The organism is Richelia sinica FACHB-800 (assembly GCF_014698825.1).
Taxonomy (GTDB): domain Bacteria; phylum Cyanobacteriota; class Cyanobacteriia; order Cyanobacteriales; family Nostocaceae; genus FACHB-800.
In genome coordinates, this window is sequence record NZ_JACJTT010000004.1 from 48,597 (window position 1) to 68,322 (window position 19,726).

The 19,726-nt window shown below is 40.7% G+C and carries 14 protein-coding genes and 1 pseudogene; 8 read left to right on the forward strand and 7 right to left on the reverse strand.

The window, feature by feature from the left end; all coding sequences use genetic code 11:
* Positions 1 to 211: 211 nt before the first annotated feature.
* Complete coding sequence (gene crtR, locus H6G73_RS05090; protein ID WP_190601901.1) at positions 212 to 1,111, reverse strand: beta-carotene hydroxylase; 900 nt, start codon at positions 1,109 to 1,111, stop codon at positions 212 to 214.
* Positions 1,112 to 1,472: 361 nt separating this feature from the next.
* On the opposite strand from crtR, the gene pyk reads away from it, so the two are divergent.
* Positions 1,473 to 3,239 carry a pyruvate kinase gene (pyk, locus tag H6G73_RS05095; protein ID WP_190601903.1) on the forward strand — a complete coding sequence of 589 codons (1,767 nt, stop codon included), beginning with the start codon at positions 1,473 to 1,475 and terminating at the stop codon, positions 3,237 to 3,239.
* A gap of 206 nt (positions 3,240 to 3,445) precedes the next feature.
* Here the strand turns inward: pyk and H6G73_RS05100 are convergent, their stop codons facing one another.
* The 3 genes from H6G73_RS05100 to H6G73_RS05110 all read right to left on the reverse strand — a co-directional run bounded on the left by H6G73_RS05100 (position 3,446) and on the right by H6G73_RS05110 (position 8,921).
* Entirely contained in the window at positions 3,446 to 4,366 is a 921-nt protein-coding gene (locus H6G73_RS05100; RefSeq protein WP_190601905.1) for a bestrophin family protein, read from the reverse strand.
* A gap of 333 nt (positions 4,367 to 4,699) precedes the next feature.
* Positions 4,700 to 5,638, reverse strand: coding sequence for a phosphoribulokinase (locus H6G73_RS05105; protein ID WP_190601907.1), 939 nt, complete (start codon positions 5,636 to 5,638; stop codon positions 4,700 to 4,702).
* A 397-nt stretch (positions 5,639 to 6,035) separates the two neighbouring features.
* Entirely contained in the window at positions 6,036 to 8,921 is a 2,886-nt protein-coding gene (locus H6G73_RS05110; protein ID WP_190601909.1) for a Calx-beta domain-containing protein, read from the reverse strand.
* 385 nt (positions 8,922 to 9,306) lie between these two features.
* On the opposite strand from H6G73_RS05110, the gene H6G73_RS05115 reads away from it, so the two are divergent.
* A complete protein-coding gene (locus tag H6G73_RS05115; protein WP_190601911.1) occupies positions 9,307 to 12,207 on the forward strand; it encodes a Calx-beta domain-containing protein in 2,901 nt (966 codons plus the stop codon).
* An 87-nt stretch (positions 12,208 to 12,294) separates the two neighbouring features.
* On the opposite strand, the gene H6G73_RS05120 is transcribed toward H6G73_RS05115, so the two are convergent.
* Positions 12,295 to 12,594, reverse strand: coding sequence for a hypothetical protein (locus H6G73_RS05120; protein ID WP_190601913.1), 300 nt, complete (start codon positions 12,592 to 12,594; stop codon positions 12,295 to 12,297).
* Between H6G73_RS05120 and H6G73_RS05125 the strand changes: the two genes are divergently transcribed.
* The 4 genes and pseudogenes from H6G73_RS05125 (at position 12,586) to H6G73_RS05135 (ending at position 14,069) form a co-directional block, all read left to right on the forward strand.
* Entirely contained in the window at positions 12,586 to 12,822 is a 237-nt protein-coding gene (locus H6G73_RS05125) for a hypothetical protein (RefSeq protein ID WP_190601915.1), read from the forward strand. The two genes, H6G73_RS05120 and H6G73_RS05125, sit on opposite strands and share 9 nt — an antisense overlap.
* A complete protein-coding gene (locus H6G73_RS24350) occupies positions 12,815 to 12,982 on the forward strand; it encodes a hypothetical protein (protein WP_242034121.1) in 168 nt (55 codons plus the stop codon). Before H6G73_RS05125 ends, H6G73_RS24350 begins: the two co-directional genes overlap by 8 nt.
* Before the next feature lie 18 nt (positions 12,983 to 13,000).
* A pseudogene (locus H6G73_RS24355) lies at positions 13,001 to 13,228 on the forward strand (type II toxin-antitoxin system VapC family toxin); the annotation flags it as partial.
* Between the two features lie 385 nt (positions 13,229 to 13,613).
* Positions 13,614 to 14,069 (forward strand): PPC domain-containing protein, encoded by a 456-nt coding sequence (locus tag H6G73_RS05135; protein ID WP_190601917.1) that lies wholly within the window; start codon positions 13,614 to 13,616, stop codon positions 14,067 to 14,069.
* Between the two features lie 205 nt (positions 14,070 to 14,274).
* Here H6G73_RS05135 and cobS read toward each other — a convergent pair whose 3' ends face one another.
* Positions 14,275 to 15,063 carry an adenosylcobinamide-GDP ribazoletransferase gene (cobS, locus tag H6G73_RS05140; RefSeq protein ID WP_190602179.1) on the reverse strand — a complete coding sequence of 263 codons (789 nt, stop codon included), beginning with the start codon at positions 15,061 to 15,063 and terminating at the stop codon, positions 14,275 to 14,277.
* A gap of 478 nt (positions 15,064 to 15,541) precedes the next feature.
* Here cobS and H6G73_RS05145 point away from each other — a divergent pair, with 478 nt between their 5' ends.
* Complete coding sequence (locus tag H6G73_RS05145; protein WP_244997465.1) at positions 15,542 to 17,323, forward strand: ShlB/FhaC/HecB family hemolysin secretion/activation protein; 1,782 nt, start codon at positions 15,542 to 15,544, stop codon at positions 17,321 to 17,323.
* Positions 17,324 to 17,547: 224 nt separating this feature from the next.
* A complete protein-coding gene (locus tag H6G73_RS05150) occupies positions 17,548 to 18,360 on the forward strand; it encodes a carbon-nitrogen hydrolase family protein (protein WP_190601919.1) in 813 nt (270 codons plus the stop codon).
* 282 nt (positions 18,361 to 18,642) lie between these two features.
* Here the strand turns inward: H6G73_RS05150 and fba are convergent, their stop codons facing one another.
* Positions 18,643 to 19,716: a class II fructose-bisphosphate aldolase gene (gene fba, locus H6G73_RS05155; protein WP_190601921.1), complete on the reverse strand. Its 1,074-nt coding sequence runs from the start codon at positions 19,714 to 19,716 to the stop codon at positions 18,643 to 18,645.
* Positions 19,717 to 19,726: the final 10 nt, after the last annotated feature.

The following is a 19,726-nucleotide window of genomic DNA, read 5'->3' on the forward strand; positions in this document are numbered from 1 at the left end:
GCTGTTTACCAATGAGTAAAATACGGTATTTCGACCAATTTACCGTATTAACTTAATCACCAGCAACCACAGTCAGATTAAGTAAGTCGATGCTAAGTATCTAAACTCTATGTAGAGAAACGGTGATGTAGGGTGTGTTGTCGCGTAGCGCAAAGCACTGTCAATGCTTGCAGGTGCACCATTTTGAGATTAGACAAAAGTTACGCTGTAGCTAATTTCTTATATCTGTGTGGTGATGAAAGCGAATACCAATGAAAATATCATAAACAAACTCAAAGAAATCCTTTTTCTGTAACAGCCCTGAAGTTTGCGGACTACCTTTTTCATCCAATAGTGGTTTCATCAGATAGTAAGCTGGCTGGTAGTTATACCAAGGAATAGAAGGCCACAGATGATGAATTAAGTGGTAATTCTGCCCCAAAATGAGGATATTCAACAGTTTACCAGGATAGACGCGGGCATTTTTCCAGCGATCGCGCTCCACAAATGGACGATGGGGTAAATAATCAAAAAATAACCCTAAGGCAATTCCCACAATAAAGGCAGGAATAAACCAAAAGTTGAGAATATATCCCAAGAAATGATATTGGACAGAAATATAAACGATAGAACCAACAATCAAACGGCTAATAAACCATTCCAGTAGCTCGTATTTACGCCACAGTCGCCGTTGGAAGAAAAATACCTCATGGTACAAAAACCGCACCGCTATGAGCCACAATGGCCCACCTGTAGACACATAATGGTCGGGGTCGTCTTTGGGATGATTCACATGGCCATGATGCTGTAAATGAACCCTTGTAAAGACAGGAAAGGCAAAAGCTAAGATTAATGCACTGCCATGTCCTAACATGGCATTAATAATTCGGTTGCGATGGGCTGACTGGTGACAAGCATCGTGAATTACTGTCCCAGAGCAATGTAAGGCTAAAGTATTAATGCTAAAGCATAACCAATGGGGCCATTCCCAAACCCAATATCCAAAGTTAGATAAAACTAACATTGTCACTACTACTAAAAACATGAGTAGTGTGGGATTGAAATCACCAGGAGGCTCTAACAGTTCTTTAGGCGGGATTGTCAGTGGCTTTTTTGCCTCCGACGTGAGCATTATTAACTCCTTCTTCATCAAACATTACAAATCATATGATAAATCCTTAGTGAATAATAAAGATATGTAAAGTTATGTAAAGCAAGATTTATTCATCTCATTGCCGATCAGTATAAGAATAACGCTATGATTCCAGACTATACCTTTGTCTTTGCTCATAGCCTCCTTGAGGCAGGTATGGGGTGCGATGTATAAAAAAGTAAAAAATACTTATTTCTCAACTCTCACCCAGAAATAGACATAGAAGCAAATCAAATGAGCTTGCTTTTCCTAACTGCTGACATTGCTATAGCAGTGACTGAAAAGGAAATGCTACTCAATTTACCATTAATTCCCAGATAGACCCTGAAATTCAGTCCTTATGCAATTAAGAGATTCTCTGCGCCGAACTAAAATTGTTGCTACCATAGGGCCTGCCACTAGCAGTCCAGAAATGCTGAAGGCAATTATTGAAGCTGGTGCAACAACGTTGCGGCTCAATTTTTCTCATGGTACTCACGCTGACCATCAACGCAATATTCGCCTGATTCGCCAAACTGCTTTTGAACTTAATCAACCTGTGGCAATTTTGCAAGACTTGCAAGGGCCAAAAATTCGTTTGGGTAAGTTTGAAAATGGCTCTATAGTTTTAGCAAAAGGCGATCGCTTTACTTTAACAAATCGTCCCGTCGCGGGTACACAGGAAATTAGCTGCGTCACCTATGATTACCTAGCAGATGAAGTCCCCGTCGGCGCAAAAATCCTCCTGGATGATGGAAGAGTAGAAATGGTTGTGGAGGATATCAACCGAGAAAAAGGTGATTTATACTGTCGAGTCACAGTTGCCGGTAAACTCTCCAACAACAAAGGGGTAAACTTTCCAGGAGTTTACCTATCCATCAAAGCCATGACCGACAAAGACCGCGAGGATCTGATGTTTGGTCTTGACCAAGGTGTAGATTGGGTAGCACTTTCCTTTGTTCGCAACCCCCAAGACTTAATCGAAATTAAAGAACTAATCTCCAGCACAGGTAAAAATGTGCCTGTAGTCGCCAAAATCGAAAAACACGAAGCCATAGAACAAATGGAGTCTGTGCTGTCTTTGTGTGACGGTGTGATGGTGGCTAGAGGCGACTTAGGTGTAGAACTACCAGCAGAGGATGTTCCGGTCTTGCAAAAGCGTCTAATTGCTACCGCCAACCGTTTGGGAATTCCCATCATCACCGCTACTCAAATGCTAGATAGCATGGTGAGTAATCCTCGACCCACCCGTGCGGAAGTATCCGACGTAGCCAACGCCATTTTAGATGGTACAGATGCAGTCATGCTTTCCAACGAAACTGCTGTGGGTAGCTATCCAGTGGAAGCTGTAGCCACAATGGCGAGAATCGCAGAACGGATTGAACAGGAAGTATCTCAAAATTACACCTCCCGTCATGGACGAGATAACCGCCGTTCCATTCCCAATGCTATCAGCCAAGCTGTGGGTCAAATAGCTGAGAACTTAGGTGCAGCTGCAATTATGACTTTGACCCAAACCGGTGCCACTGCACGCAACGTCTCTAAATTCCGCCCCACCACACCGATTTTAGCCGTTACACCCCATGTTAATGTCGCTCGACAGTTACAGTTAGTTTGGGGCGTGAAGCCTTTGTTGGTATTAGAATTACCTTCTACAGGACAAACATTTCAAGCAGCTATTAATGTTGCCCAAGAGAAAAGTTTACTTTCTGAAGGCGATTTAGTTGTCATGACTGCGGGCACACTTCAAGGTGTGTCTGGGTCTACAGATTTAATTAAAGTTGAAGTAGTAACTGCGGTACTAGGTCAAGGAATTGGCTTAGGTCAAGGTTCTGTAAGTGGCCGCGCTAGAGTAGCACATAATGCCCTTGATGTCAGTAACTTTAACCAAGGTGATATTTTAGTTGCACCTCGTACTGGTGCTGATTATGTTGAAGCAATTCGCAAAGCAGGTGGAATTATTACAGAAGAAGAAAGTTTAACGAGTCATGCTGCTGTTATTGGGTTACGTCTTGGTGTGCCTGTAATTGTTGGTGTAAAACAAGCCACACAAGTCATTAGAGATGGGGCAATTTTAACTTTGGATATGCAACGGGGTTTAATTTACTCTGGTGCAGTGGGAACTTAAGAATTACCGATTTCAAGATTCCTACAAACAAAATCATTTTCAGTTGTTAATTTTTGCAACTTAATCAAAATTAACTCGTTTATCAATCTGGCAATGGGGAATTTGGTAGTTTGCTAAAGACCCGATGGAAACGCCATTTTCCTCGTCAGATTATATTAATAGGTAATTGTTTAAAGCCTAGTCGCTCAGAGAAAATCGACAAATTCCTAATTATTCGATTCAGAGACAGTTTCTTTGTGAGAATGCACGCTAGGAGTCAAGCTAATTAAATCATCAATATTCCGTTTCATAGTTTGACAAATTGTATCCAAGGGTAAATCGTTAGCATCATAACCGAAGGGGTTTTCGATTTCTAAACCTATAGCTTCAATACCTAATAAAGTGAAGCTAACTAAAGCAGTAATTAAACCTGTCCACCAGCCTAGACTTTGAACAATTTGAAAGGGTAATAATAAACAATATAATAACAATAGCTGCTTGAGATGAATTGCATAAGCTAAAGGCATTGGTGTTCTTAAAATTCGTTCACAAGCCCCTAAATTATCTACTAAAATGTTCAATAACTCTTCCATGGATGTCAACTGGTAGCTATTGAGGCATTTACGATTGTATTGTTGTTGTAAATAATCACTAATCCAAAATGCCACCTCTAAGGGTGGATTATTCATAATTTTAAGTTTGATATACTGGGAATATTGCATTAACTCTTCTAAATCACCGTTCATAGGTTCGGAACGTAAATGCAATTTAGTAGCTACAGAAAAAGCAACTAACAAGTTTAATGCGGCAATTTTATTGTCTTTATCCTCTGGTATTTTTTCATCTACACATACCCAAATTTGTCTGGCTAAGTTGCGGGTTGTATTGACTATAGCACCCCAGCATTTTCTCCCTTCCCAAAAGCGTTCGTAAGCTGTATTAGTGCGAAATACTAATAATAAACCTAAAACTATACTGGGAATAACACTGCCTAAGACAGGTTGAGAAACTGGTAATTTATAGTAATAAAGTATAGAAATTAATAACCCAAATACTCCACACCAGAGAACTCTTTGGTAAATCGCTGTAATAACAGAACCTTTAAGTTGTAAGGCCAAGCGAAACCAAGTTAGCTTTTCCGTTGTCATGTTGTTCAAGAAATTGCATAGTATCTATATAGATATAAAGCGAAAACAGCACCATGACAAGATTGAAAGGAAAAGGTTAATCTGATTATCCGAGTTCCTGTAGATGGGGATATAGATTTAAGCGTCGGTGCAGTTACTCGCAATCTGTGGCACAAATTATATCAATTTAAATATATTTAATTATGTAAAAACATAACTAATAGATATCCGGTGGTAATTAAAGGTAAAACCCTTGTAGAGACGTTCCACCGGAACCTCTCTACATTCATTTTCACCAGATGTCTAATCATGTTTCTACGGCTTTGGATTATTTGCCAGAGGGAATTGAATTCACTACTGATAAATTTGTGTAGCCTTCAACATATGGTAAGTAATGATTAATTGGGTGATAGCTAGGGGATAGCTTTGAAGTGTTTCCCCTGTTGTACCAGCTATTTTACCTAATTCGGGGTTAATTTCGCGATCGCATACATTTTGCAGATAAGGCATATCTGAACACATGACATGCTCTATTTTATTCACCTGTTCTAAGGTTGCGTGTCCATCTACTTCTAATACATCCACTGGTTTACCCATATCTCGGCCTAGTCCTAACCGCACAGCTGCATGAGCATCACCATCACTAGAGTGAACAATTTGGGTAAAATCTGGATGGGGAATGGTAGGACGCAAGACCAACCTGACATTTAAATGCCCATTAGCTTCATCTTCAGCATCCTGGGGTGGATAAAAGGTGACAACGATATCAGACCATTGTCTTTGCGGACGAATATAGTGTTCGGAGTCTGGTTCACGTTTGTCTAGTTCTGCTCTCACTTGTTCTTCTGTATAACCCCGTTTTTGGGTATCTCGCTTAATTTTCCATTTAGCGCGTAGTTCTTCTGGAGGAGCAAGATAGACTTTCACATCGTAAGCGTCACGGGCCGCACGAGTAGAATAACCAAGCAGTCCTTCAATAATTACAAACTTATTGGGTTTGATATATTTTGGTGGCTCGAAGGTTCCTGTACTGTGGCTGTAAACTGGTTTGAGAATTGCCTGTCCTGTGCGTAATAGTGATAAATGCTGCTGCATAATATCTAAATAATTGCAGTCAGGATGGAGCGCTGTAATGCCAATTTCTGCTCGTTGTTGACGATCATACCGATGATAATCATCTGTACAGATGAGGGTAACATTTTCCGGCCCAAGTACCTGAGCAATTCCTCTGGTTAGTGTTGTTTTTCCAGCAGCACTATCACCGACAATACCAAGAATGATTGGACGGCTCATTTTACCCCCTCTGACACGATCAGATTTATTAATAAGGTTCGGACAGAATAGTTTCAATTTTAGAAGGCAAGTCGTCAATTATTTCAAGTCTTAAGAATCTACGCAACATCTCTACACATAGAATGTTTTTCCTCTCTCTCAATGAAGATTTTTGATCATCTCAGTAAGTCATAGAGAAAAATTCAATGTATATAATGTCACTAATTTCCTTTAATTATTGAATTACCGTCACTTTCACAACCTTCACCGGTCTTCCTCTGTTGGTTGATTTTTGGGTTGAACTGAAGTCTACTTCATCACATTTGGTTGAGTTAATTAATTTGGGAAAGTTAATCAAGTTGAGAGTAGGTAGAGTGATTTTGATGGAATGATGATGTTGATGTCAGCAGCTTTGGGATTAAATAAAATCATTAATGTTGATTGTACCTGTGAATCCAGTCACTTCCACAATGCCATCGGTCGTGGCATTGAATCCTGCTATACCATCATTAATAGCCACAAAAGTTCTACTCCCAAAAGTAAATTGTGCGGCAAAATTAGTACCAAAGTTAGTGGTAGTTAATTTGGCTGTGATACCTGCATTATCTAAGGTTGCTACTGCACCCACATTAATAAATCCACTACGTTGGGTGGATAATTGAAATAAATCTTGACCTGCATTAGCGTTAAAGTCGGTGATGCGATCAAAGTTATTTAATAAAGAATGGGTAAGGGTTTGATAATTAAATCTATCTTGTCCTAATCCTCCAGTTAATGTATCTTTTCCTCCTCCACCTGTGAAGATATCATTACCATCTAAGCCAGTAAGTATGTTATTGCCACTGTTCCCTGTGATTCGGTTGTGCCCAGCATTACCTGTGCCGTTAATGGCTGTTGTTCCTGTTAAAGTCAAATTTTCTACATTGCTAGGGAGAATAGCAGTCGCACTAGATTGAAGGGTATCCGTAATTGTGACTGTAGCTGTAGATGTGCCTAAAAGTGTGTTACTGGGACTAGCTAAGGTGACAGTAAAGGTTTCATCAGCTTCATTCAGGGCATCATTGACTATGGGAATATTGAGAGTTCTTTGGGTTTGTCCAGGGTTAAAGGTGAGTGTACCAGTGATAGGTGTAAAGTCAGTATTGGTTGTGGCAGTACCAGCAGAGGTTGTATAGGTGACGCTAACTGCTTGGGTTGAGGGTGCATTGAGGGTAACATTGACGACTGCTTGATTATCTCTCCCTTCCACCACTGTCAGATTTTGAATCGAGATAGTGGCAATGTCATCGCTGAGAATTGTCCCCACACCTTGACTATCACCAATCATGCCATTGGTAGGGTTAGCAAGATTGACCAAAAAGTTTTCATCAGCTTCTGATGCTGTATCTCCTAGCACCGCGACATTGATGGTTTTTTGGGTTTCTCCTGGGTTGAAGGTGAGTGTACCAGTGGTGCGACTGTAGTCGCTACCTGCGCTGGCAGTTTGGTTGGCAGTTGCGTAGTTGACTGTAACGACTTGACTGCTAGCACGAGAAAGGTTGACGGTAAATATGGCGTTGCTGCTACCGCTATTACCTTCTGTCGCTAGAACATTATTAATGAAAATATGGGGTTGATTATTATTAACGTTTTGATTACCAAAATTAACTTGGGCAAGAGTTTGATTGGCACTAAGGGTGATAGCTTGAGATAGGGGGCCAGATGTGTTTGCTCGTAATAACCAATTAGTACCTGTGACATTCACGGCAGAAAAGTTAGCTGAGTTGAAACTATTAGCAGCACTAAAGGCTAACCATGATTTGCCACTAGGGTTATTTGTATCTCTGGGTATCCAGGTGCTATTAGAACCGTTACCTCGATACAAAGCGGCAACAAAGAAAGTACCGCTAACGGTGGTGGGTGTGATGGCTAGGTTAGCAAATCCAGTGTTACCTGTAAAATTTGTTGCTAGTTCGAGAACTTTTTCGTTGCTATCAGGGGTATTATTACCGTTTAAATCTCGATAGAGGAAAAGTGCGCGGGGATTTCCATAACTGGATAAACCAACGGTGATGGAGTTGAGAGTTTCTGTTGCAGATTTGGCAGTGAAGGCATTAAATATCATTGTATCGCCAGAAGTGTAGGTGATCGCTCCATCCAATACCCCATCATCTAATTTGTATGTTTCTAAGCCAATGGGACTGTTAGTGTTAGGTGCGGTCTGTTGCCAACCAGAGGGTAATAATTCCGCAACGTTGTAAGTTCCTGGTGCTAAGTTGTTAAAGCTATATTCTCCGTTGGCATCTGTAACAACAGAAGTTTCTCCACTATCTAGTTTTTTGTTACCGTTACTATCGAGAAATACTTGCCAACCACTGAGGACTGGTTCCCACTGATTCCAAACACCATTACCATTTAAATCGTTAAACAGGGTACCAACTATTTTTCCTAAACCAGCGTTAGGGGCTGTGCCAACATCTAGCTGCAAATCAAGTTTAACATTACTGGTATTGGTAGCATTGATAGTCGTGGTCTGACTTCTCACCAAACTCCCGTTACGGAAAAACCTGACTAAATATTGTCCTGGGTCTAACAGGGTTTGATAACCCCCAGCGTTCATGGTTCCTAAGTTTTGCCGAAAAGGAGTGCTATTGAGTCTGGTGACATTAATTTGCACATCTCCTAGTCCTTCCCCAGCATCATAGAAATTATCTCGGTCAAAATCTCGAAATGCTACTCCTAACAAATATCCTTTGTTAGTCAGGGTATTATTATTAGCAAAGTTTTGTGTGACGACTAAAGACCCAACGGAGGTCGCAGGATTATTTTCTGGAGTGATGGATAATCCTACTTCTCGAAAATTATTATTTATCATGTTGCCACGATGTGCGGCTGGGTTTTGAATACCTGTAGATGTGAGTCCCCAGTTGATGGCAAAGGCTGCGTAGCCATGAAATACAGATTTTCCGTAGGCAAAGACGTTTTCTGCTAATCCTGTCCAGTTAGTATATCCTACATTATTAACGCGATCGCCTAAACTTGGTTCTCCTGGTAGCTGATGGGATTGCTGATCTTGATTAATCATAAATTGATTGTGACCAGCGGCAGCTTCGTTGAGTAAACTCGACCAAGCTAAAGGTTGGGCCGCAACCAAACTACTCCACTGATTGGTAAGTTCTGTTAGACGCACGTTAAAATAAGCCAAAGCATTTTTAACGTCAGCATCTGAACTATTCAGCAGCAAAGATAGTTCTGCCGCAGGATTTAGCCGAAATCGGTTCATCAATTCCAGCATTTCTTGCTCAAGTGCGGTTGGTTGCGCCATAACAATCTTTCTGGTGTTTGTAAGATAACAAATTCAGCATAAAAAAATAAACTGGTTTCTTGTGAGCGAGATTATACGGTAATTAACCAAGTGGAAAAATTACGCAAAAATATCAATTTCTGGATAAATTTGTCATGAAACTACTGTAAATTTCCAACAAAATCCCATCTATGGATAAAGGTCACATAGTGATTGTATTTCTGCTAAACATGTTTCCTTTAGTCCTCTATCTTAATCTGTTAATTTAAGTAATATCCCTTAGATATTAAGCATTGCTCTTTATTAAAGCTTATTCCTAGCTATTTAAAATTATTAATTGCTTTACGTCGAAAAAAATTAACATTGATATAATTAGCACATCGACTAACTGTGTATTAATATAGCTATGGATGAGCAACATTTATACGGGAACCATAACCTTTTTAATTCAGCTTCTGAACTAGAGCAAAAAGGTGCTGACAATGGTATGGCGACATCTGTTGATCCCCTTCCAGCACATCTGCACAATTTTGGGGCTTATCCACAGCAATTACCAGTTATTCATGAAAATCAAGCAATTTTTAATGCTGTTATTCCGACTGCTAGATGGAACAGTGTTTTTGGGTGGCAGTTTGACCATCAAATAGATTACCCAGTCAATTACCCATTTCCACTAGCATCACTTGGTGAGAGGAACACTAACAATTCATCACCCATATTTTCCATCAGTGATAGAGATGGCTCTTTAGTGGGGAATACAGAGAATATAGACCCTAGCAGCATACAGCTACCATATCAAAGTATTTCTACTATCCTCCAACAGGAGGTATACCCAAAACTACAACAGATTGCAACAGCCCCTCATTTTCAACAATTAATCCAATCTATCTTCGGAAATCATATCAACATTGAAAAACTACATGAAATAGGTAATAACTGGCAAATAGGTGAATTCAGCACTTTGCCACTCATTGAAGTCAGAGAGGAATTTGTATTCCCCACAAACACAATGGGTGCTTTTGCAGGAGAGATAGGAAAGATTTATCTTTCACAAGAATTAATCACTCACAGTGAAAGTCGAAAAATTGCCGATACCATACTAGAAGAGATTGGGCATTGGCTTGACAACCAATTGAATCGGCATGACACACCTGGTGATGAAGGACAATTGTTGACAGCCATCATTACAGGTCAACACCTCAATAATGAACAAATTGCAGCAATTCAGACTGAAGATGACTCAACTACCATTTTCGTAGATGGCCAATCTTTAAACGTTGAGCAATCAACACTACCAATAATTACCATTGCCGCTACAGATGCCACTGCCAGAGAAACAATCACAGGACAAACTACAAATCCTGGAAGATTTACCCTCACCCGCATCGGCAATTTAGCTGCATCCCAAACCATTAATTACACAATTACAGGCACAGCCACCAAGGGAACAGATTACACCAGTTTACCGGGGACAGTCACCTTTGCTGCCGGTGCATCCACCGCCACAATTAATGTTGCACCCATCAACGACAGCATTTCCGAACCCACAGAAACAGTCACCCTCAACTTAGCCGCAGGGACAGGTTACAGTTTGGGCACCGCGAAAACTGCCACTGTGAAAATTACCGATAATGATATCCCCGTCATTACCATTGCCGCTACAGATGCCACTGCGGGGGAAACAGTAACAGGACAAACTACAAATCCTGGAAGATTTACCCTCACCCGCATCGGTAATTTAGCTTCATCTCAAACCATTAATTACACAATTACAGGCACAGCTACTAAGGGAACAGATTACACCAGTTTACCGGGGACAGTCACCTTTGCTGCCGGCGCATCCACAGCTACCATTAATGTCGCACCCATCAACGACAGCATTTCCGAACCCACAGAAACAGTCACCCTCAACTTAGCCACCGGAACAGGTTACAGTTTAGGCACCGCGAAAACTGCCACTGTGAAAATTGGCGATAATGATCAATCGGTTGAAACAACTGATTTAATTCATTTCGTCAATAATGAATCTGTAGTTGTCTGGTTATCCAATGGAGATGGAACATTTAATGCTGGTCAGCCCTACACTCCTCGTAGTGGTTATGCCATGAGTGCTAATAACTATAACTTTAAAACTGGCGATTTTAATGGAGATAATAAAACTGATTTAATTCATTTCGTCAATAATGAATCTGTAGTTGTCTGGTTATCCAATGGAGATGGAACATTTAATGCTGGTCAGCCCTACACTCCTCGTAGTGGTTATGCCATGAGTGCTAATAACTATAACTTTAAAACTGGCGATTTTAATGGAGATAATAAAACTGATTTAATTCATTTCGTCAATAATGAATCTGTAGTTGTCTGGTTATCCAATGGAGATGGAACATTTAATGCTGGTCAGCCCTATACTCCTCGTAGTGGTTATGCCATGAGCGCTAATAACTATAACTTTAAAACTGGCGATTTTAATGGAGATGTTAATATATCTACAAGTTATATAAAAGATATTGATTTTTCATTCTATATTACAATCAATTCACCCAATGGTAGCGAATCCTTACAAGCAGGATCAAGTTTGAATATAACTTGGACTGATAATATTGCTGAAAATGTCAATATCGATCTCTACAAAGGTGGCAATTTTTACGTAACTTTATTTAGTAATACCCCTTCAGACGGGAGTGAAAATTGGATATTAGGTAATAATTTACCAGCAGGTTCAGATTACTCAATTAAGATTACAAGTATTAATAATGGTAATGTTTATGATGTAAGTAATCGTAATTTCAGTATTATTGCATCACCGCCTTCATCAGATCCATTTACCCCTCTACTGACTCAACAAAGTGCACAATATTTTAAAGACCGCCCTCAGTTCTATACGACTGGAAACATTTTTGCTCAATCAATGTATGGTTCGAGTCTTATTAATGGTACTGGTTATACAGAAGGAAATTGTACTTGGTACGCTCACGGTCGTGTGAAAGAACTGGGTGGCAGCACTGCTGCACTTAACTCGATGTCTGGTAATGCTAATCAATGGCATAATCAGCTTTCTAATGGAGCGACCATTGTAGGTATTAATGACGTACAAGTTGGTGATATTGCACAATGGATATCTGGTACAGCAGGTCATGTAGCCGTAGTTGAGAAGGTTTATATTGATAGTTCAGGTGCTAAAAGAGTTGTACTTTCAGAGTCCCACTATAGTGCAAATTATGACGGTGGAGGAGCTGGAACACTACATCGTATTGTTGATTACTATGCAAGTAATCCTAATAGATATATTAGAGTTCCTAAAGCTTAATCTATATCTATAGATATAGTTCAGTTCGATCCAGTTTGATCTCATTTCTATGAACAATGGCGGTAGGGGTTTAGCATTGCTAAACCCCTACATCTTGGGGATGTGCGGAGAGCGATCGCTATTCTGGGAATGATGGGAGGGCGATCGCTGTTTGGGAATGGTGGGAGTGCGATCACTTTTAGGGAGATGTGGGGAGGTGCGATCGCTATTCTGGGAATGATGGGAGAGCGATCGCTGTTTGGGGATGTGAGGATGTGCGATCGCTTTTGTGGGGATATGGGAGGGTGATCGCTGTTTGGGAATAGTGGGAGAGCGATCGCTGTTTAATGAAAAAATTGAAGGCGATATAATGGCAGTAATGCAGTATGGGAAACAGTTATGATTCAAACCTTAGATGCTCTGTTCGATGGTGCAGCCCTTCTTCCTGAAGTACCTTTAAACATCAAATCAGGTACGCGTGTTCGGATTATTGTTGAAAGTGTGTTACCAGATAAAAAACCAAAACCAAAAACATTCTTGCAAACTGCCAAATCTTTAAATTTACGAGGTAAACCAGACTGGTCAACCAATATAGACCAGTATTTGCATGAGGAAAATACCTCAGAAAATGAATGAATTTTTTTTAGATACATCTTTTGCGATAGCATTATCTGCAATTACAGATCAAAATCATGCCAGAGCAGTTGAGCTTGCTGAACAAATTGAAGCTCAAAATTCTCATCTCGTTACAACTCAAGCGATTTTACTAGAAATTGGCAATGCTCTTTCTAAGTAAAGATATAGAACCGCCGCAGTCCAACTTCTTGAATCCCTGAAATCAGACCCAAACGTTGAAATAGTTCCTCTAACTAATGAACTGTACAATGCTGCTTTTCAACTATTCAGAAGTCGTCAAGATAAAGAATGGGGATTGGTTGACTGCATATCATGTATTTTGATGCAAAATCGAGGAATTACTGATGCTCTAACTGCCGATGATCATTTTAATCAAATGGGATTTCGGGCGTTACTAAGAAATTAATGAAACAGGAATAGGGAAGCAGTCCGTAGGAATCGCTGTTTGGGAATGATGGGAGAGCGCTGTTTGGGATGATGGGATGTGATCGCATTTGGGAAAAATATGGGTAGTGCGATCGCTTTCCCGTTCTTTTGGATGATAGCGATTTTTGGGGATGTGGGGAGATAGAAATTTATTTATACTGCGAATTCACAAGTATGTAAATTTATTCCGTATTCCCAGAGATTGAATCTCAGTCAGCAATCTTCTTCAGGCAAATTTTTTGGGCAACCTAGATTTGAAAAATCTATAATTGGCCTAGTGGTAGGGAGCAGTCATCATCAATTTGGCGGCAATACTGCTCATTTCACTGTTGATCCTGTGTTTGTGGGAATGCGGTTCATATTTTATGAATAAATTTTTGGCTGTAAGTTTAATCCGAATTATCCTCTTTCCAACTACCTTGCTGAGTTTAGGCATAGGTATGAGTACGGCATTAGCTCAAAATAAATTGTATAGCCCCATTCCTCTCGCTAATAGCACAGAAATTTCTGATACTCTATCCGACAAGGATATCCCCACAGGTCAAGGGGGATTTGCACGGGATTATATTGTTAAGTTAAGCAAGGGTGATAATCTGGCTGTGGATTTATCATCGGACAATTTTGATAGTATGATTACCTTGCTGGCTCCTGATGGTTCTACCTTGGCAGAAAATGATGATGGCCCTGATGGTACAAGTAATTCTTTGTTGTTTACCCGAATTACAGAAACGGGAACTTATATTATCCGTGTGCGCTCATTTGGTGAAACTGGTGTAGGTAACTTTAAACTCAAGGTGACGAAGTTGCAACCGATGAAATGAAGTCAGCGCAGGTAGAGAAAAAGAGCGTTGCTGATTGAGAATATGAATTTGTCTCACCCATAGATGCGAAGGTGCAAAGGTACGAGGAAAAACAAAGGTAATTTTTGCATTTCATACTCTGATTCAGCAACGGCAGAAACAAAATGTAGAGAGGTTCCATGGAACTTCTCTACAAGGTTGATAGAACAGAGAGGTTTAACCAGCTTTAATGAAAAATGGTGAGAATACAGAGAAATAAGGCTTCACTCCACTCGACTACTGCACCATAGGTATCTCCTGTGTGTCCACCTAATTGATGATGAAACCAAGCAGGGATGATGCAAGCGATCGCACTACCAATAATTACCATCCCTATTGCTAAACTGAAATTATCACCATTTATCCACCAAACTATCCCACTCCAACCAACCAGCAACAACCATCCTGGCAATAAATCGCGGTAGGTACGAATTGCTTGTTTATGAATTGCGCCTTTACCTGTAGGTTTGAGATAGGGATAAAAAGCGATCGCTACCTGTTGTCCCCACCTTCCCCAACCACAAGCAGCTATAATTGCTAAATCTCGATTTGTGCTGATATCTGTGAGAGCAGTGGTTTTTAATAATAAAATAGCGATCGCTGCCATAGCCCCAAATGCCCCAGTAGCACTATCTACCATCACCTCTAACCGTCTTTTGGGATCAGTGACCGCTAACCCATCCGCTGTATCCATTGCCCCATCTAAATGTAAACCTCCCGTCAGCCACAGCCAAACTAAGACTACCGCAACACTGCGAGTTAATACTGGAACACCTAAATAATTCATCCCTATATCCAAAGCACACAGGATTCCCCCAATCATCAAGCCGATAATTGGTGTAAAGTATGCGACCTTTTGAAAATCTAAACCAGGGAAATAAGGTAAGGGAATAATAGTATAAAATATTATAGATGCTGCAAAATTTAGAAGTTGTTGCTTCCACCATGGGAAAGGCTGAACGGCAAATTCTGTGATTTTTTCTGTTTGATTATCTGACAATTTTCTAACCTTTTTGGTAGCAATAATACGTAAAATTTATGAGCTTCACTCCCACTCCTCACTGTGAACGGAGAAAGGGGATTAATTGGTTATTAACACCCTAAAAGCAGAAATTGAAGTTTTTCTCATCTTCACAGCTACTCATCTTCCCTGTTGTGATGTTGAAGAGGTCAAAAATTCATACCCATATGAAACAAGAATGAATACCTATGAAAACATACTTATTTAATTTTGAACTTTTAATCTTTAATTTGTATGAGGTTTGTATAATTCTGACCAAACATTGATATCTTGAATAATGAAGACTAGATGTATCATTTTAACTCAAAGATAATGCAAATGTATTACTTAAATATACCAAATATCGCTAGATAGTCTCAATTTTCCTGCTTTTTCAGCTTGAATGAGCAATTTTGTTATTTAAGTATTTAAAAACCAAGTGTATTTAATCACAGTGAACAGTAAATCCAGAGACAATACAAATAATACTTCCCGTACCGGAATATTTAATGTTTTCTGTTTATTTTTTGACTTGCTTATCTTCTATAATTTATTGCCTGCTCATGCCCAAGTTGTCACCCAAAATGTGACCCCAGCGCAGACACTTCCAGAGGCACTACCCCAGACTCCCATTTTACCTACTCCCCAGCCGTTACCAGAACCGCAACCTTTACCACCCCTGGAAGAATTATTACCAAAACCAGAAACTACCCCATCAGTTCCCCAACCTTCCTTAGAGCAAATACCCGGTAAAATCACAGTCAGACAATTTGAAGTCATTGGTAGCACTGTTTTTAGCCAGGAGGAATTAATCAAGGTACTGCAACCATTCACCAATCAACCCATTTCCTTTGCAGAGTTACTTCAGGCCCAGGAAGCCGTCACCCAACTGTATCTTAAATCAGGTTACATCACCTCTGGAGCATTTATTCCTCCCCAAGAATTGCAAAATGGTGTGGTGAAAATCCAGGTAATTGAAGGGGAAGTAGAGTCGATTTCTGTTACAGGTTTACAAAGACTCAATCCAGGTTATGTTCGCAGTAGATTAGCTTTAGCGAGTAAAGCACCTTTAAATCAAAATCGGTTGCTGACAGCGTTACAGATGTTGCAGTTAGACCCGCTGATTGGCAATTTATCTGCTGAACTGTCCGCAGGTACTCGGCCTGGGGTGAGTGTATTAGAGATAAAAGTGCGAGAAGCTGATGCTTTTTCCACTCAATTTAGTATAGATAACCAGCGATCGCCTAGTGTGGGTAGTATGCGTCGTCAGGTAAAAATTAATCATAACAACTTACTGGGATTTGGCGATCGCTTCCATATTGGTTACGTCAACACCGATGGTAGTAACTCCATTGATGACCTCAGTTACACCGTTCCCATTAACCCCTACAACGGCACTATCGGTTTTAGTTACAGTCAAACCCACAGTAACGTTATTGAAAAACCTTTTACTGCACTAGATATTCAATCCCAATCTCGCAGCTATCAGCTGACCTACCGACAACCCATTTACCAAACCCCTAATCAAGAGTTTGCAGTGGGATTAACTGCTTCTCGGCAAGAATCAGAAACATCTCTCCTCAATGAACCTTATCCCTTATCTGCTGGTGCCAATGCAAGGGGAGAAACGAGAATTTCAGCCTTGCGGTTTTTTCAAGAATACACTGAACGGAATAGTCAGCAGTTATTTGCTCTCCGTTCTCAATTTAGCATCGGCATTGATGCCTTTGGAGCGACTATTAATAATGAATCTCCAGACGGTGAATTTTTTACATGGCGGGGACAAGCCCAATACTTGCGTCTGTTAACTCCAGATACTACTCTATTATTAAGGTCTGATCTGCAAATTAGCGATCGCCCCCTAGTCCCCCTGGAACAATTCAGCGTCGGTGGACAACTCAGCGTCCGTGGCTATCGTCAAGATACCTTGTTAGCAGATAATGGTCTATTTGCTTCAGCAGAAATACGCACGTCCATTGTGAAAATTCCTCAATGGCAAACTACTGTACAACTAACACCATTTTTTGATTTTGGTACTGTTTGGAATAGTTCTGGAGGAGAAGACAGCCCCTCAAAAAGTACCTTATCTTCCTTCGGTGTAGGTTTGCGCTTACTCGTTGGGGATAGATTCAATGCCAGAATAGACTGGGGTATTCCCTTGGTGGAAGTTAACAGAAGTGGCAATACTCTCCAAGAAAATGGGATTTATTTTTCTGTGGAATACACGCCTTTTTGACAAAAAACTCAGTATTTATCCCATTACCCCAGCAAACAGGAAATAGGAACCAAAATTTTCTGTTTCCTAGAACCAACAGGAATATTAAGATAAGACCCAAGGGATAGTTAGTATCTGCCAAAAAATTGCAAATTAGGCAATTTTAACTAGGCTTAACCAATCTAGAAGTAACGATATATTTAAGAATCTATCCCACTTATATCCATTTTTTTGTTGTTGAATCTATGAAGTCTTATTTAGCTGCTGCTATTCAAATGACCAGCGTGCCGAATTTAGAGAAAAATTTGGCACAAGCGGAAGAATTAATTGATTTGGCCGTGCGTCAAGGTGCAGAGTTAGTGGGGTTACCAGAAAATTTCTCCTTTATGGGAGACGAGAAAGAAAAACTAGCTCAAGGAGATGTCATAGCCCAAAAAAGTGAGCAGTTCATCAAGATTATGGCACAACGCTTTCAAATTACCATTCTTGGTGGTAGCTTTCCTGTCCCCGTACCCGATACTGGCAAGGTTTATAACACTAGTATTTTAGTAGACCCCAACGGTCAAGAACTCATCCGTTACCAAAAAGTTCACCTGTTTGACGTTAACGTTCCCGACGGTAATACTTATCAAGAATCAAGCACTGTGATGGCTGGTAAAGAATTACCATCTATCTATCCGTCCAGTGATTTGGGTAATATTGGCGTTTCCATTTGTTATGATGTGCGCTTCCCAGAACTTTACCGCCATCTTGCAGATAAAGGCTGTGATGTGGTGTTTATTCCTGCTGCTTTCACTGCATTTACAGGCAAAGACCATTGGCAAGTATTATTACAAGCTAGAGCCATAGAAAATACCTGTTACGTCATTGCACCAGCGCAAACTGGAACCAACTACGCGCGTCGTCAAACTCATGGACACGCCATGATTATCGACCCCTGGGGCACAATTTTAGCAGATGCTGGAGAAAAACCAGGAGTAGCGATCGCCGAAATTAAACCCACCAGATTAGAACAAGTCCGTAGACAAATGCCATCCTTACAACATCGCGTATTTTAGAGACTATGGAGAATACCCATGTATGTGGGGTTTCTCCTTTTACTGAATTACCGCATCACACCTGGAACTAACTATGACGACGGCAAACCCGCGAAAATATCATGATTATTGACCGGGGCATGATTTTAGCAGATGCAGGGGAAAACCAGGAGTAGCGATCGCTGAAATTAAACTCACTATTTGCTAACAACAAAAAACCGGGAAACTAAAACGCTCCCGGCTTCTTTATATATGGGTATAGTATAGCTACACCCTGTTTATTACTGAGAAAAATTTAAAAAATTAAACTTTAGCAGCAGCTTTCATTACTAATTCGCCTTTAGCATATTTAGCAGCAAAATCTTCTAAAGAAACTTGCTTAATCTTGCTTGCGTTACCAGCAGTGCCAAATTGCTCATAGCGGTCAGCACAAACCTTCTGCATGTATTTAATAGAAGGCTTGAGGAAGTGACGAGGATCGAATTCCTTGGGAGCTTTTGCTAAAGCTTCACGAACGGCAGCGGTGATAGCCAAACGGTTGTCGGTGTCGATATTTACCTTACGTACACCGCTCTTGATACCTTTTTGAATTTCTTCTACTGGTACACCGTAGGTTTCAGGAATTGCACCACCAAATTCGTTAATTAGGGCAATCAAATCTTCGGGTACGGAAGAAGAACCGTGCATTACCAAGTGGGTGTTGGGTAAGCGGCGGTGAATTTCTTCAATCCGGCTGATAGCCAAAATTTCGCCTGTAGGCTTACGGGTAAATTTGTAAGCACCGTGGCTGGTACCAATAGCAACAGCTAAAGCGTCTACTTGAGTTGCTTCTACGAATTCAACTGCTTGGTCGGGGTCGGTTAACAGTTGGGAGTGGTCAAGTGTACCTTCAAAACCGTGACCGTCTTCAGCTTCACCTGCACCGGTTTCCAAGGAACCTAAACAACCTAGTTCACCTTCAACGCTGACACCTAAAGAGTGAGCTACGTTAACAACTTCCTTGGTAACTGCAACGTTATATTCAAAGCTAGCAGGGGTCTTAGCATCAGCTTCTAGAGAACCGTCCATCATCACGCTGGTGAAGTTGTTCTTGATTGCTGAATAGCAGGTAGAAGGAGCATTACCATGATCTTGGTGCATAACGATAGGAATCTGAGGGTAGGTTTCTACCGCAGCCAAAATCAAGTGGCGCAGGAAGTTTTCCCCTGCATAAGAACGAGCACCGCGAGAGGCTTGTAAGATTACGGGGCTATCTGTCTCAGCCGCCGCCTTCATGATGGCTTGAATCTGCTCTAGGTTGTTAACGTTAAAAGCGGGGATGCCGTAACCGTTTTCAGCAGCGTGATCCAAAAGCAGCCGCATGGGTACAAGCGCCATAGATAGTCCT